General features: G+C 74.5%; 15 protein-coding genes. 12 read left to right on the top strand and 3 right to left on the bottom strand.

Annotated features, from left to right (window positions below):
• The first annotated feature begins 76 nt into the window (after window positions 1-76).
• From aroC to aroB, 3 genes are read left to right on the top strand one after another with little or no spacing between them, the layout of a single operon-like run.
• The gene (gene aroC / locus ET471_RS14540; RefSeq protein ID WP_129189476.1) at window positions 77-1,294 is read left to right on the top strand and encodes a chorismate synthase; all 1,218 of its coding nucleotides are present in this window, start codon (window positions 77-79) and stop codon (window positions 1,292-1,294) included.
• 17 nt (window positions 1,295-1,311) lie between these two features.
• The gene (locus ET471_RS14535; protein ID WP_242496308.1) at window positions 1,312-1,818 is read left to right on the top strand and encodes a shikimate kinase; all 507 of its coding nucleotides are present in this window, start codon (window positions 1,312-1,314) and stop codon (window positions 1,816-1,818) included.
• Window positions 1,815-2,957: a 3-dehydroquinate synthase gene (gene aroB, locus ET471_RS14530; protein ID WP_129189472.1), complete on the top strand. Its 1,143-nt coding sequence runs from the start codon at window positions 1,815-1,817 to the stop codon at window positions 2,955-2,957. The genes ET471_RS14535 and aroB overlap by 4 nt, the downstream gene beginning before the upstream one ends.
• A gap of 20 nt (window positions 2,958-2,977) precedes the next feature.
• Here aroB and nhaA read toward each other — a convergent pair whose 3' ends face one another.
• Genes nhaA through ET471_RS14515 form a run of 3 tightly spaced genes read right to left on the bottom strand, consistent with a single transcriptional unit; the run spans window position 2,978 to window position 6,673 of the window.
• Entirely contained in the window at window positions 2,978-4,861 is a 1,884-nt protein-coding gene (gene nhaA / locus ET471_RS14525) for a Na+/H+ antiporter NhaA (RefSeq protein ID WP_242496307.1), read from the bottom strand.
• Window positions 4,862-4,898: 37 nt separating this feature from the next.
• Window positions 4,899-5,714: a glycerophosphodiester phosphodiesterase family protein gene (locus tag ET471_RS14520; RefSeq protein WP_129189470.1), complete on the bottom strand. Its 816-nt coding sequence runs from the start codon at window positions 5,712-5,714 to the stop codon at window positions 4,899-4,901.
• The gene (locus tag ET471_RS14515) at window positions 5,711-6,673 is read right to left on the bottom strand and encodes an alpha/beta hydrolase (protein WP_129189469.1); all 963 of its coding nucleotides are present in this window, start codon (window positions 6,671-6,673) and stop codon (window positions 5,711-5,713) included. The genes ET471_RS14520 and ET471_RS14515 overlap by 4 nt, the downstream gene beginning before the upstream one ends.
• Window positions 6,674-6,693: 20 nt before the next feature.
• Here ET471_RS14515 and ET471_RS14510 point away from each other — a divergent pair, with 20 nt between their 5' ends.
• From ET471_RS14510 to nusB, 9 genes are all read left to right on the top strand, one after another.
• Window positions 6,694-8,004: an alpha-hydroxy-acid oxidizing protein gene (locus ET471_RS14510; RefSeq protein ID WP_129189468.1), complete on the top strand. Its 1,311-nt coding sequence runs from the start codon at window positions 6,694-6,696 to the stop codon at window positions 8,002-8,004.
• Window positions 8,005-8,009: 5 nt separating this feature from the next.
• Window positions 8,010-9,410: an MFS transporter gene (locus ET471_RS14505; RefSeq protein WP_242496305.1), complete on the top strand. Its 1,401-nt coding sequence runs from the start codon at window positions 8,010-8,012 to the stop codon at window positions 9,408-9,410.
• A 74-nt stretch (window positions 9,411-9,484) separates the two neighbouring features.
• Window positions 9,485-9,838, top strand: coding sequence for an iron chaperone (locus ET471_RS14500; RefSeq protein ID WP_129189466.1), 354 nt, complete (start codon window positions 9,485-9,487; stop codon window positions 9,836-9,838).
• 110 nt (window positions 9,839-9,948) lie between these two features.
• A complete protein-coding gene (locus ET471_RS14495; protein ID WP_129189465.1) occupies window positions 9,949-10,392 on the top strand; it encodes a type II 3-dehydroquinate dehydratase in 444 nt (147 codons plus the stop codon).
• 45 nt (window positions 10,393-10,437) lie between these two features.
• Window positions 10,438-11,037 (top strand): HAD-IA family hydrolase, encoded by a 600-nt coding sequence (locus tag ET471_RS14490; RefSeq protein ID WP_129189463.1) that lies wholly within the window; start codon window positions 10,438-10,440, stop codon window positions 11,035-11,037.
• 66 nt (window positions 11,038-11,103) lie between these two features.
• A complete protein-coding gene (locus tag ET471_RS14485; RefSeq protein ID WP_129189461.1) occupies window positions 11,104-11,730 on the top strand; it encodes a hypothetical protein in 627 nt (208 codons plus the stop codon).
• A gap of 100 nt (window positions 11,731-11,830) precedes the next feature.
• The gene (locus tag ET471_RS14480) at window positions 11,831-12,223 is read left to right on the top strand and encodes a hypothetical protein (RefSeq protein WP_129189459.1); all 393 of its coding nucleotides are present in this window, start codon (window positions 11,831-11,833) and stop codon (window positions 12,221-12,223) included.
• Window positions 12,224-12,312: 89 nt separating this feature from the next.
• Window positions 12,313-12,876, top strand: a complete 564-nt coding sequence (efp, locus tag ET471_RS14475; protein WP_129189457.1) for an elongation factor P — start codon at window positions 12,313-12,315, stop codon at window positions 12,874-12,876.
• 5 nt (window positions 12,877-12,881) lie between these two features.
• The gene (gene nusB / locus ET471_RS14470; RefSeq protein ID WP_129189455.1) at window positions 12,882-13,298 is read left to right on the top strand and encodes a transcription antitermination factor NusB; all 417 of its coding nucleotides are present in this window, start codon (window positions 12,882-12,884) and stop codon (window positions 13,296-13,298) included.
• Window positions 13,299-13,325: the final 27 nt, after the last annotated feature.

Raw genomic sequence — 13,325 nt, 5'->3', positions numbered from 1 at the left:
ACGCCGCGCGCCCGGACGCCCGTCGTCGGGTGAGACGCCGCGTCCGACGTGCGGACGCCCGTGACAGAATCGGCGCATGCTGCGCTGGTTGACGTCGGGGGAGTCGCACGGTCCGTCGCTCGTGGGGGTGATGGAGGGCCTGCCCGCAGGCGTCGAGCTCACCACGGCCGACCTGCAGGCCGCGCTCGCCCGCCGGCGCCTCGGCTACGGCCGCGGCGCCCGGATGAAGTTCGAGCAGGACGAGGTGCGCGTGCTCGGCGGCCTGCGCCACGGGCTCACGCAGGGCGGCCCGCTCGCCATCGAGATCGGCAACACCGAGTGGCCCAAGTGGGTCGACGTCATGGCCCCGGACCCCGTCGAGGCCGACGCGCTCCAGGTGGACGCCGGCACCGGCGACGTGCGCGAGGTCGCGCGCAACAAGAGGCTCACGCGCCCGCGCCCGGGCCACGCCGACCTCGTCGGCATGCGCAAGTACGGCTTCGACGACGCGCGCCCCGTCCTGGAGCGCGCCTCCGCCCGTGAGACCGCCACGCGCGTCGCCCTGGGCGTCGCCGCCGCGCAGTTCCTCAAGCAGGCGGCGGGCATCGAGCTCGTGTCGCACGTCGTCGCGATCGGCGAGGCCGAGGTGCCCGACGGCGCCGCGCTGCCCGTGCCGTCCGACGTCGAGCGCCTGGACGCCGACCCCGTGCGCTGCCTCGACGTGGCGTCGTCGGTGGCGATGGTCGCCGAGATCGACGCCGCCCACAAGGACGGCGACACGCTCGGCGGCGTCGTCGAGGTGCTCGCCTACGGCGTGCCGTCGGGCCTCGGCTCCTACGTGCAGGGCGACCGCCGCCTCGACGCGCGCCTCGCGGCCGCGCTCATGGGCATCCAGGCGATCAAGGGCGTCGAGGTCGGCGACGGGTTCCGCACCGCGCGCCGCCGCGGCTCGGCCGCGCACGACGAGATCGTGCGCGGCACCGACGGCCGCGTCGAGCGCCTGTCCAACCGCGCGGGCGGCATCGAGGGCGGCATGTCGAACGGCGAGGCGCTGCGCGTGCGCGCCGCCATGAAGCCCATCTCGACCGTGCCGCGCGCGCTGCGCACCATCGACACCGCCACGGGCGAGCCCGCGACGGCGAACCACCAGCGCTCCGACGTGTGCGCGGTGCCGCCCGCCGCCGTGGTCGCCGAGGCGATGGTCGCGCTCGTGCTCGCCGAGGCCGTGCTGGAGAAGTTCGGCGGCGACTCCGTCGCCGAGGTGCGCCGCAACGTCGAGTCCTACCTGGCCGCGGTGCCGGAGCTGCTGCAGTGACGGCTCCGGGGCGGCCCGTGGCCGTGCTCGTCGGCCCGCCCGGCAGCGGCAAGACGACGGTGGGCCTCGGCCTGGCCGAGGCGCGCGGCGTCGCCTTCCGCGACACCGACCACGACGTCGAGGTCACGGCCGGCAAGCCGATCACCGAGATCTTCGTCGACGACGGCGAGCCGGCGTTCCGGGCGCTCGAGCGCGAGGCGGTCGGACGCGCCCTGGGCGAGCACGACGGCATCCTGGCGCTCGGCGGCGGCGCGGTGCTCGACAAGGCCACGCAGGACGCCCTGGCCGCCTACGCGGCCGGCGGCGGCGTGGTCGTCTTCCTCGACGTGTCGCTGGCGCACGCGGCGCCGCGCGTCGGGTTCAACCAGTCCCGCCCCCTGCTGCTCGGCAACCCGCGCGCCCGCTGGGCCGCGCTCATGGAGGCCCGGCGCCCCGTGTACGAGCGGGTGTCGACGCTGACCGTGCTGACCGACGGGCTGGAGCCGCAGGCCGTCGTCGCCCAGATCGTCAAGGAGCTCGCATGACCACCACGCGCGTGACCGTCCAGGGCGCCGCGCCGTACGACGTCGTCATCGGCCGGCACCTGCTCGGCGAGCTGCCCGCGCTGCTCGGCCCGAAGGTGCGCCGCGTGCTCGTCATGCACCCGGCGTCGCTCGCCGCGACGGGCGAGGCGGTCCGCGAGGACCTCACGGCCCAGGGCTACGAGGCGTTCGCCGTGGAGCTGCCCGACGCCGAGGAGCAGAAGACGGCGCAGGTCGCCGCGTTCTGCTGGCAGGTGCTGGGCCAGGCCGACTTCACCCGCTCGGACGCGATCGTGTCCGTGGGCGGCGGCGCCACCACGGACCTCGCGGGCTTCGTCGCCGCGACGTGGCTGCGCGGCATCAAGGTGGTCCACGTGCCCACGACGCTGCTGGGCATGGTCGACGCGGCCGTGGGCGGCAAGACGGGCATCAACACGGCCGAGGGCAAGAACCTCGTCGGCGCGTTCCACCCGCCGGCGGGCGTGCTGTGCGACCTCGCGTCGCTCGCGTCGCTCGACCGGTGGGACCTCGTGGCGGGCCTGGCCGAGGTGGTCAAGACGGGCTTCATCGCCGACCCGCGAATCCTCGAGCTCGTCGAGGAGCACCACGCCGACCTCAAGGACTGGAAGGGCGCCGACGCGTCCGAGGAGACCTGGGCCGTGCTGGCCGAGCTCGTCGAGCGGTCGGTGGCGGTCAAGGCGCGCGTCGTGGGGGAGGACCTCACCGAGCAGGGGCTGCGCGAGATCCTCAACTACGGCCACACGTTCGGCCACGCGGTCGAGCTCGTCGAGCGCTACCAGTGGCGCCACGGCGCGGCGGTCGCGGTCGGCATGGTGTTCGTCGCCGAGCTGGCCCGCCTGGCCGGCAAGCTGCCCGACGACGTCGTGGCCCGCCACCGGGCGATCCTGGAGTCGCTGGGGCTCCCGACGTCGTACCGCGGGGACCGGTGGGACCAGCTGCTCGCGGCGATGCGGCGCGACAAGAAGTCCCGCGGCGACCTGCTGCGGTTCGTCGTGCTCGACGGCGTCGCCAGGCCGGTGCGCCTGGAGGGCCCGGACCCGACGCTCCTGGCCGCCGCCTACGCGGAGGTCAGCAAGGAGCCGCCGACGGGCGCGCCGGGCGTCTCCGTCCAGCTCGGCTGACCGTCTGCCCGGCGCCGCTCTCAGCGCCGGGTGCGCGCGCCGCGCCCGGCGCGCGGCGCCTCGGCGTCGGCCTCGAGCGCGGCGATGAGCGTCGCCGCGTCCCACGGGCCCTCGTGGCGGCGCTCCCCGACGAAGAACGTGGGGGTGCTGCGCGCACCGCTCTCGCCGGCCGACGCCTTGTCCTCGGCGACGCGGCGCGCGAGGTCCTCGTCCTGGAGGTCGCGCAGGAACCGCTCGACGTCGAGGCCGAGGTCCCCGGCGTAGCCGGCGAGGTCCTCGAGCTCGAGCTCGTCGTGGTGGGCGAACAGCATGTCGTGCATGGGCCAGTAGCAGTCCTGGCGGCCGGCGGCCTCCGCGGCCACCGCCGCGAGCTCGGCGTGCGGGTGGACGTCGAGGGGCAGGTTGCGCACCACGTAGCGGAGCCGGTCGCCGAAGTGCTCGCGCACCTGCCGGGCCGAGCCGGTGGCCTTGGCGCAGAACGGGCACTCGAAGTCGAGGTACTCGACGAGCGTGACCTCGGCGTCGGCGGGCCCGCTGACGTGGTCGCGCGCGGGGTCGACGGGCCGGCTGAGCCGGGTGGGCAGGGCGGCGTCGCGCTGCCCGAGGAACCGGGCGGACAGGGCGAACGCGAGGCGCCCGAGCACGCTGGCGACGACGACGGAGAGCAGCACGCCGACGACGGCGTCGCGCTGCAGCGCGGCGTCGTCGAAGGCGAGGTGGATGATCAGCAGCGCCACCGTGAAGCCGATGCCCGACAGCGCGGCGCCGCCGAGCACGTGCCCGCCGCCGACGCCCTCCGGCAGCCGGCCGACCCGCAGCCGGGTGGCGCCGAGGGCGCCCGCGGTGATGCCGAGCGTCTTGCCGACGACGAGGCCGAGCACGACGCCCCACGTGACGGGGGAGGTCAGCGCCTCGCCGAGGACGCCGCCGCGCAGGTCCACCCCAGCGTTGGCGAACGCGAAGAGCGGGACGACGACGTAGCTCGTGACGCCGTGCAGCGACGCCTGGAAGCGCTCGTTGACGCTGATGGTGCGCGTGAGCTGCGCCCGAGTGCGGCGCTGGAGCCCGGGCAGCGGCGACTGCCGGAACACGCGGAACTGCTGGGCGGCGGCCTCGACCTGGCTGCGCAGCGGCTCCGTGGCGGGGATCAGCAGGCCGGCGACCATGCCAGCGATCGACGCGTGCAGCCCGGAGTAGACCGTGGCGAGCCACGCGACGACGACGAGCGCGATGTACGCGCCGGACCGCCACACGTCCGCACGGGCCAGCACGACGATCCCGGCGAGCGCGACGGCGGCCACGACGAGCGCCCCGACGTGGACCGCGTCCGTGTACGCGATCCCGATGACGCTGACCGCCACGATGTCGTCGATGACGGTGAGCGTCAGCAGGAAGATCCGCAGCTGCGTCGAGACGGCCGGCCCGACGAGCGCGAGCATGCCGAGCAGGAACGCGGTGTCGGTGCCGATGACGACGCCCCACCCGCGGGCCGCCGCGCCGTCATGGTTGAGGGCCAGGTAGAGCAGCGCGGGCACCACCATGCCGCCCAGGCCGGCTACGAGCGGCACGAGCGTGCGCCGCCGGTCGGTGAGCTCGCCGACGGAGAGCTCGCGGCGCACCTCGAGCCCGACGAGGAAGAAGAACACGACCATGAGCCCGTCGCTGACCCACTCCCGCAGGCTCAGGTCCAGGCCGTGCCCGTCGAGCCGGACGGCGAGCGGCATCGCCCAGAGCCGCTCGTACCCGCCGGACAGGGGGGTGCTGGCGCAGACGAGGGCGAGGAGGGCGGCGGCGACGAGGATGCCGGCGCTGCCGGCCTCCGTCCGCATGAACCGGCGCAGGGCGGTGCCGGCCTGCCCGCTGAAGTCCTCGTCGCCGCGGCTGCGCGTTCGCTCGACGGTCACCGTCCGAGAGTAGGCGGCGCGGGCGCGCCGCGGGGCGCTACCCGGCCCAGAGCCCGCGCTCGACGAGGACGTCCTTGAGGAGGTCCGCCCGGTCCGTGACGATGCCGTCGACGCCCAGGTCGACGAGGCGCTCCATCTCCGCTCTGGTGTTGGGCGTCCACACGTGCACCTGGCGCCCGGCGGCGTGGGCCGCGGCGACGGTCGCGGCGTCGACGACGGTCACGCGCACCGGCCCGGCCTTCTCGGCGACGGGCACCTGGAGCGCGTCCACGTCGCGCAGCGCGCGGGCGGCCAGCACGGGCACGCGCAGGCGCGCCCCGGTGAGGAAGCCGATCACCTCGGACGTCCCGGCGCTCGTCGCGACCGGGCGGGACAGCTTCGCGAGCGTCGCCTTGCGGCGCCGCGTCGAGAACGAGGTGACGCACACGCGGTCGTGCGCGGCGGTCCGTTCGATGGCGCGGGCGACGGGCCCGACGCCGGACTCCGCCTTGACGTCGATGTTGACGAACAGCCCTGGCCACGTGCCCAGCACGTCCTCGAGCGCGGGCACGGGCTCGACGCCGCCGATGTGCGCCCGCTTCACGACCGACCACGGCAGCTCGGCCACGAGCCCGTGAGCGTCGGTGGTGCGGTCGAGCGACTCGTCGTGCAGCGCGACGGCGACCCCGTCGGCCGTGCCGTGCGCGTCGGTCTCCACGTACCGGAACCCGAGCGCGACGGCGGCGCCGAACGCGGCCAGCGAGTTCTCCAGGCCCGAGTCGACGCCGCCGGGGCGGGCGAACCCGCGGTGGGCCAGCGCGGCGACGCCGCGCCGCCCGTCGGGCAGCGCCGTGTCGAAGTAGGGGTGCGTCACGGGAGCACCGTACCGAGCCACGCCAGCACCGACGCGAGATACGCCTTGCGCGGCCCCTCCGCGGACAGGGACAGGTCGTGCACGCCGCCCTCGAACCGCTCCACCGTCACACGGCGGCCCAGGCGGGGAGCGCGCGCCGTGATCAGGTCGACGTCGAGCACCGTGTCCGTCGAGGAGACCAGCGGGTTGTCCGGCCCGTCGACGCTGGAGGCCGCCGACACCGCCACGAGCACCGGGCACGCGATCGCCAGCCCGCGCGCCACGCGCGCCTGCGCGCGCCGCACCGCCCGCAGCCAGCCCGCCCGCGCGGGCAGCCCGTCCGGCCGCTTCAGCGTGGAGTCGAAGTCCCAGTCCCGGGCCAGCGCCGTCGCGTACCACGACGGGCTGTGCGACAGCCTCGTGAGCGGCCGCAGGGGGCCCACCCGGTCCAGCAGCGGCGTCCCGACCGCCTTCGCGAACGCCGACCCGGGCAGCTCCAGGAACGGGGAGTCCAGCACGAGCGCGTCCGGCCCCGCACCCGCCCCCGTCGCGTGCCGGACGGAGTGCGCCCACAGCGACGCCGTCAGCCCGCCCGTCGAGTGCGCGTGCACCACGAGCGGCAGGCCGGGGTGGGCCGTGCGCAGCGCGTGCGCCGCCCGCCCGACGTCGGACGCCTGCTCGCGCAGGTCCGTCACGTAGTGCGGCACCTGGTCCGGGCGCAGCGACCGCCCCGCCGCCCGCAGGTCGACCGCGTAGAACAGGTACCCCGCGTCCGCGAACGCCTCCGCCAGGTGCGCCTGGAAGAAGTAGTCGTTGTACCCGTGCACGTGCAGCACCACCCCACGCGGCACGGCCGCCGCGTCCCCGGGGCGCCGCCGCACCAGCGTCGCCTCGCCCAGCGGGGCCCGCTCGAACGGGTCGCCCAGCAGGGCGTCAGGAAGCCACGCGAGGCCATCGGTCGGGGGCGCAGTCTCAGGCACGACCGGATCGTAAGCCGCAGGTGTGGGAGCATCACGCCGTGACGCAGCGAAGCGACGTCGGCCGCACGGTCCAGAGCGCCATCTACCGCGCCGGCGTGTACGGGCGCCGGCCCCCCGTCCCCACCGCCCCCGACGCCCTCGAGGCCGCCGCCCGCCGCCGCATGGGCGCCCGCGGGTGGGCCTACATCGGCGGGGGAGCGGGCGCCGAGCGCACCCTCGCCGCCAACCGGGAGGCCTTCGGCCGGTACCGCGTCGTCCCGCGCCTCATGGTCGACGTCGAGCAACGCTCCCTCGCCACCACCGTCCTCGGGCGGACGCTGCCCGCCCCCGTGCTCCTCGCACCCGTCGGCGCGCTCGAGCTCGCCGTCGGCGGCCGCCCCGACCGCGCCGAGCCCGCCGTCGCCCGCGCCGCCCGCGACCTCGGCCTCCCCGTCGTCATCTCCTCCCAGGCATCCACCCCCCTGGAGGACACCGCCGCCACCCTCGGCGACAGCCCCCGCTGGTTCCAGCTCTACTGGTCCCGCGACGACGACGTCGCCGCCTCCTTCGTCGCCCGCGCCGAGGCCGCCGGCGCCGACGCCCTCGTCGTCACCCTCGACACCCACGTGCTCGGCTGGCGCCCCCGCGACCTCGACCTCGGCTACCTGCCCTTCGCCCACGGCGAGGGCATCGCCCAGTACACCTCCGACCCCGCCTTCCAGCGGCTCGCCGCCACCCGCGCCGCCGCCCCCGCCGACCCCGCCGCCGCCCAGCGCCCTACGCTCGCCGCCGTCCGCGCCCTCCTGACCATGCGCCGCCACGGCGCCACCCGCGCCGACGTCGAGACCTTCCTCGACGTCTTCTCCCGCAGCACCCTCACCTGGCCCGACCTCGCCCGCCTGCGCGAGCGCACCCGCCTCCCGATCGTCGTCAAGGGCGTCCAGCACCCCGACGACGCCCGCCGCGCCCTCGACCACGGCGCCGACGGCGTCGTCGTCTCCAACCACGGCGGCCGCCAGGTCGACAACGCCGTCGCCTCCCTCGACGCCCTGCCCGGCGTCGTCGCCGCCGTCGACGGCACGGCACCCGTCCTCTTCGACTCCGGCATCCGCACCGGCGCCGACGTCTTCGTCGCCCTCGCCCTCGGCGCCGACGCCGTCCTGCTCGGCCGCCCCTGGGTCTACGGCCTCGCCCTCGCCGGGCAGACCGGCGTGCGCACCGTCGTCGAGAACGTGCTCGCCGAGCTCGACCTCACCATGGCGCTCGCGGGCGTGCGCGACGTCGTGGAGATCGGCGTGGAGCACCTCGACGCGCCCAGGCCTTCTTCCGTTCATCCGCTTCGGGCATCATGACGCCCATGAGTGAACCCTCGCCCGCGACGGGGTCGTCGTCGGCCACCGAGAACGCCGCCCCGGTCAGGCCGGTCACCGGCCTGGAGCTCCAGAGGGGCGGCCCGGTGGCCCCCAGGAAGGTGTGGTCCTGGGCGGCCTTCGACTGGGCGATGCAGCCGTTCAACACAGTGATCCTCACGTTCGTGTTCACGGCCATGTACCTGGTCTCGGAGACGTTCGTCGACCCTGCCGTCGTGGAGGCGCAGGGCATGGACGCGGCGATCGCGCAGCTCTCCTCGGGCCTGGGCCTCGCGACGACGATCGGCGGCGTCGTGATCGCCCTCGTCGCGCCGATCCTCGGGCAGTGGGCCGACTCGTCGGGCCGCCGCAAGACGTGGCTCTTCTGGTCCACCCTGGCCCTGCTGGGCTCGATGGCGGCGCTCTGGTTCGTCGAGGCCGACCCGTCGTTCTTCTGGCTCGGCGCCGGCCTCATCGCGCTGGGCGCGGTGCTCAACCAGGTCTCCGAGACCAACTACAACGCGATGATCGTCTCGGTGGCCACGCCCACGACGATCGGGCGCGTGTCGGGCCTCGGGTGGGGCCTCGGCTACTCGGGCGGTGTGCTCGCGCTCATCCTCATCGCCGTCGGCGACCTGACCGATCTCGCCCCGCTCGACGCCGCGAACGGCATGACCTACCGCTGGATCGCCGTCGCCGGCGTCGTCTGGGGCGTGGTGTTCGGCTGGCCGCTCTTCAAGAACGTGCCCGAGGTCGTCGTCGAGACGCGGCCGCGTCTCGGCTTCTTCCAGGCCTACGTCGGCCTGTTCCGCACCGTCCAGAACCTGTTCCGCACCTCGCGCACCACGTTCTGGTTCATGGTGTCCTCGGCCGTGTTCCGTGACGGCCTGAGCGGCGTGTTCACGTTCGGCGCCATCATCGCCTCGGCAGCCTTCGGCTTCTCGGGCCTCGAGGTGCTCGTCTTCGGCATCGCCGCCAACCTCGTCGCCGGCATCTCGACGATCGCCGTCGGCCGCCTCGACGACCGTCTCGGTGCCCGCCGCGTGATCATCGGCGCCCTGTCGATCCTCGTCGTCACGGGCCTGCTGATCGTGGCGCTGCACTCGCTGGGCCCGATCGTGTTCTGGATCGGCGGCCTGCTGCTGTGCTGCACGGTCGGACCGGCGCAGTCGGCGTCGCGCTCCTACCTGGCCCGCCAGATCCCGGCCGGCCACGAGTCCGAGATGTTCGCGCTCTACGCGACCACGGGCAAGGCGGCGTCGTTCATGGCCCCGGCCATGTGGACGCTGTTCATCACGATCACGGGCCACACCATCTGGGGCACGCTCGGCATCCTCCTGGTCATCCTGGTGGGCCTGGTGCTGTTCCTGACGCTCCGCGGTGAGCAGGAGCAGGCTCCCGCCGCCTGACGACGACGCGTCGAGGAGGGGTGGGCGCCGCCGCACGCGCTGCGGCGCCCACCCCTCCGGCGCACCATGGCCGCATGGGAGATGTCACGGAGTACGTGGCCACGCTCGACGGACCTGAGCAGGACGCCGTCGCGCGCGTCCTGGACCGGGCCCGCGCCCTGGTGCCCGACGTCGAGGAGGGCCGCAGCTACGGCATGCCGGCGCTCCGCTACCGGGGGAGCCCGCTGCTCTCGGTCATGGTGACGAAGCAGCACCTGGGGCTGTACCCGTTCAGCCCGGCGGTGCTCGAAGGGCTGGCTGACCGGCTGACCGGGTTCCGCACCACCAAGGGCTCGGTGTCCTTCCAGCCGGGCAAGCCTCTGCCCGACGACGTCGTCGACGCCATCGTGACCGCGCGTGCCGGAGAGATCGACGCTCGGCAGAAATAGTGTGCCAAGCGTCGACATCTCGCCCGGGCGGGCGCTGACACGCCGCACCACCTCGGCGCCAGCGCCGAGTGGGCGTCCGGCCCGGGGTCCGGGGGGCTAGCCTGGCGCCCGTGACCCGCGTACTCGTGCTCAACGGACCCAACCTCGGCAGGCTCGGCGTGCGCGAGCCCGAGATCTACGGCGCCGACACGCTCGACGACCTCGTGGCCGCCGCGGGCGGGTGGGGGAGCGAGCTCGGCCTCGACGTCGACGCCCGGCAGACCGACGACGAGTCGCAGATCGTGAGCTGGCTGCACGAGGCCGTGGACACCCGCTCCCACGTCGTGCTCAACCCGGCGGCGTTCACGCACTACAGCTACGCGCTGCGCGACGCCGCCGCTCAGGTCACCACGTCCGGGCTGCTGCTCGTCGAGGTGCACCTGTCCAACCCGCACACCCGCGAGTCGTTCCGGCACTACTCGGTGGTCTCGGGCGTGGCCACCGGCACGATCGCCGGCTTCGGGTTCGGGTCCTACCGCCTGGCCCTCGATGCGATCGCGGCCCGGCTCGCGTAGCGGCGACGGCGGCCGCGCAGCCGGATCCGGCCCGGGACACCCGCGATGACCTACCGCGACTACATCTGGGACCTCGGCGGCACGCTGCTCGACAGCTACGCGAGCTCGACGACGGCGTTCGTCGACACGCTCGCGGAGGAGGGCATCGCCGCGACGCGCGACGAGGTCTACCGCGCGCTGCGCGTGTCGACCGCGCACGCGGTCGAGACGTTCGCCGCGCACGTGCCCGGCTTCCTCGCCGAGTACAAGAGCGCGGAGGCCGGCGAGCTCGCCACCCCCGTGCTGTTCGACGGCGCTCCCGAGGTGCTGGCCGGCGTCGTCGATGCGGGGGGCCGCAACTTCCTGGTGTCGCACCGCGACCGGCAGGTGCTGCACCTGCTCGAGGAGACCGGCATCGACGCGCTCTTCACGGCGGTCGTCACCGCCGACGACGGGTTCCCCCGCAAGCCCGACCCGTCGTCGATGCGGTACCTCGTCGAGAGGTACGACCTGACCGACGTGGTCGCGGTCGGCGACCGGCCGATCGACGTGGCGGCGGCCGTGGCGGCCGGCGTCGACGCGATCTACTTCGACGGCGGCCGGCCGTGCCCGGGCGCCGTCCGCGCCATCGCGTCGCTGCGGGAGCTGCTGCCCCTCCAGGGCTGACGCTGAGGCCCAGACTTTCCAAGCGGCTACCTTGACCCTGTCGATTCGAGGGTGCAGCCTGGCAGCGTGATCGTCCTCACCGCCGACCAGCGCGACAGCACCCACACCACCGATCGGGTGCCCGAGGCGCTCGGGCTCGTGGCGCGCCTGTCCGCCGGACGCGACGGTGTCGTCCTGCCCTTCGACCGGACCGTCGGCGACGAGCTCCAGGGCCTGCTCGACGGCACCCCGGAGGGCGCGGCCCTGGCCGTGGACCTCGCGCTCGCGCTCGCGCGCGGCGGAGGCTGGTCGGTGGGCATCGGGGTCGGGCCGGTCGTCGAGCCGCTGCCGGCGGTGTCGCGGGCGGCGTCCGGCCGAGCCTTCGTGCACGCGCGCCGTGCCGTCGAGCGCGCCAAGCGGCGCGGGGCCGCCGGGCCCGGCGCCGGGGGGATCGCCGTCGGCGCGGACGACGCGGCGGCTGCCGCCGAGGTCGAGGCCCTGCTGCGCATGACCGCCGCCCTGGCCGCCCGGCGCACCGACCCCGGCTGGGAGGCCGTGGACGCCGTCGCGCGCACCGGCTCGCAGAAGGCCGCCGCCGCCGCGCTGGGCGTCACGGTGCAGGCCGTCAGCCAGCGGCTGCGGGCCGCCCTGGCGGGCGAGGAGGCGGCGGTGCGTCCCGTCGCGGCGCGCCTCCTGGCGACGATCGCCCGCTGACCTGGCGCAGGGCGGCCGGGGCCGGGTCAGCAGCGCACGGCCGCGCCGCGCACGGCGGGGCGCCGGCGGGGCGTCGGCGGCCGCCGCTAGCGTCACCAGCATGACCGTGGGGGAGCTGTTCGCGAGCGCCGGCGTCTGGGTCGGTGCGCTCGCGCTGTCGGTGGGCGTGGGTGCCGTCCTGGTCCCGTGGGTGCTGCGGCGCACCGAGGGGGACATCGACGCCGAGGCGGCGGCCGCGCGCACGCTGGCGGGGTCCGTCTGGATCGGCCTGCTGGAGCGGCTGGGCATCACGCTCAGCCTCCTGGCGGGGTACCCGGAGGGGCTCGCCGTCGTCGTCGCGATCAAGGGCCTGGGGCGCGTGTACGAGCTGCGCGAGCGCCCGTCGGCGCGCGAGCGGTTCGTCGTCGGGACGCTCGCGTCGGTGTCGTGGGCGGGCGCGTGCGGCCTGGCCGGACGCGCTGTGATCCATCTGATCGTGGCGGGGATCGGCTGAGCCGCTAGACTTGCTCGGGCTCTTCGCGCCCTTGCTGCTTCACGCGCGCCCCATACTGCCCCCGAACGACGTAGGGAAGACTGAAGAACGTGGCTACCACCAACGACATCAAGAACGGCACCGTCCTGCGGATCGACGGCCAGCTCTGGACGATCATCGAGTTCCAGCACGTCAAGCCGGGCAAGGGTGGCGCGTTCGTCCGCACCAAGATGAAGAACGTCGTGTCGGGCAAGACCGTCGACAAGACCTTCAACGCGGGCATCAAGATCGAGACCGCCAACGTGGACCGTCGCGACTACCAGTTCTCGTACATGGACGGCGAGGACTTCATCTTCATGGACACCGACACGTGGGAGCAGTTCCACATCCCGGCTGCCGTCGTCGGTGACGCGAAGGACTTCATGCTCGAGGGCATGTCGGTCATGATCGCGATGAACGAGGGCACCCCGCTCTACGTCGAGCTCCCCGCCTCCGTCGTCCTGGAGATCACGCACACCGAGCCGGGCCTGCAGGGCGACCGCTCCACGGGTGGCACCAAGCCGGCCACGCTGGAGACGGGCCGCGAGATCCAGGTGCCGCTCTTCATGGAGGCCGGCGTCAAGGTCAAGGTCGACACGCGTGACGGGTCGTACCTCGGCCGCGTGAACGACTGATCCGGATGGGTGCACGCACCAAGGCGCGCAAGCGCGCCGCGGACATCCTCTTCGAGGCCGAGCAGCGCGGGTTCGACCCGGTTCGCCTGCTGCGCGACCGCATCGAGAAGCCGCTGACCGAGTCTCCCGTGCCGCAGTACGCGGCCGACGTCGTCGAGGGCGTCGTGGCGCACCGCGAGCGTATCGACGAGCTGCTCGAGACGTACTCGAACGGCTGGACGATCGAGCGCATGCCGGCCGTCGACCGCGCCTTGCTGCGCATCGGCACCTGGGAGATCCTCTTCAACGCGGACGTCCCCGACGCCGTCGCCATCGACGAGGCGGTGGACCTGGCCTCCCAGCTGTCCACCGACGACTCGCCCGCGTTCGTCAACGGCCTGCTCGGCCGCATCGTGGAGCTCAAGCCGACGCTCCTGATCTGACGGACGCTGTGACACAGATCGCGCCCG

Origin of the sequence: Xylanimonas protaetiae, from assembly GCF_004135385.1 — a bacterium.
Taxonomy (GTDB): Bacteria; Actinomycetota; Actinomycetes; order Actinomycetales; family Cellulomonadaceae; genus Xylanimonas; species Xylanimonas protaetiae.
This window is presented reverse-complemented; position numbering and strand designations above follow the sequence as displayed.

Excerpts from the sequence above, each read along its gene's own strand:
- aroC (WP_129189476.1), top strand. The coding sequence starts at position 77 with ATGCTGCGCTGGTTGACGTCGGGGGAGTCGCACGGTCCGTCGCTCGTG.
- aroB (WP_129189472.1), top strand. The coding sequence starts at position 1,815 with ATGACCACCACGCGCGTGACCGTCCAGGGCGCCGCGCCGTACGACGTC.
- ET471_RS14505 (WP_242496305.1), top strand. The coding sequence starts at position 8,010 with ATGAGTGAACCCTCGCCCGCGACGGGGTCGTCGTCGGCCACCGAGAAC.
- ET471_RS14500 (WP_129189466.1), top strand. The coding sequence starts at position 9,485 with ATGGGAGATGTCACGGAGTACGTGGCCACGCTCGACGGACCTGAGCAG.
- ET471_RS14490 (WP_129189463.1), top strand. The coding sequence starts at position 10,438 with ATGACCTACCGCGACTACATCTGGGACCTCGGCGGCACGCTGCTCGAC.
- ET471_RS14480 (WP_129189459.1), top strand. The coding sequence starts at position 11,831 with ATGACCGTGGGGGAGCTGTTCGCGAGCGCCGGCGTCTGGGTCGGTGCG.
- nusB (WP_129189455.1), top strand. The coding sequence starts at position 12,882 with ATGGGTGCACGCACCAAGGCGCGCAAGCGCGCCGCGGACATCCTCTTC.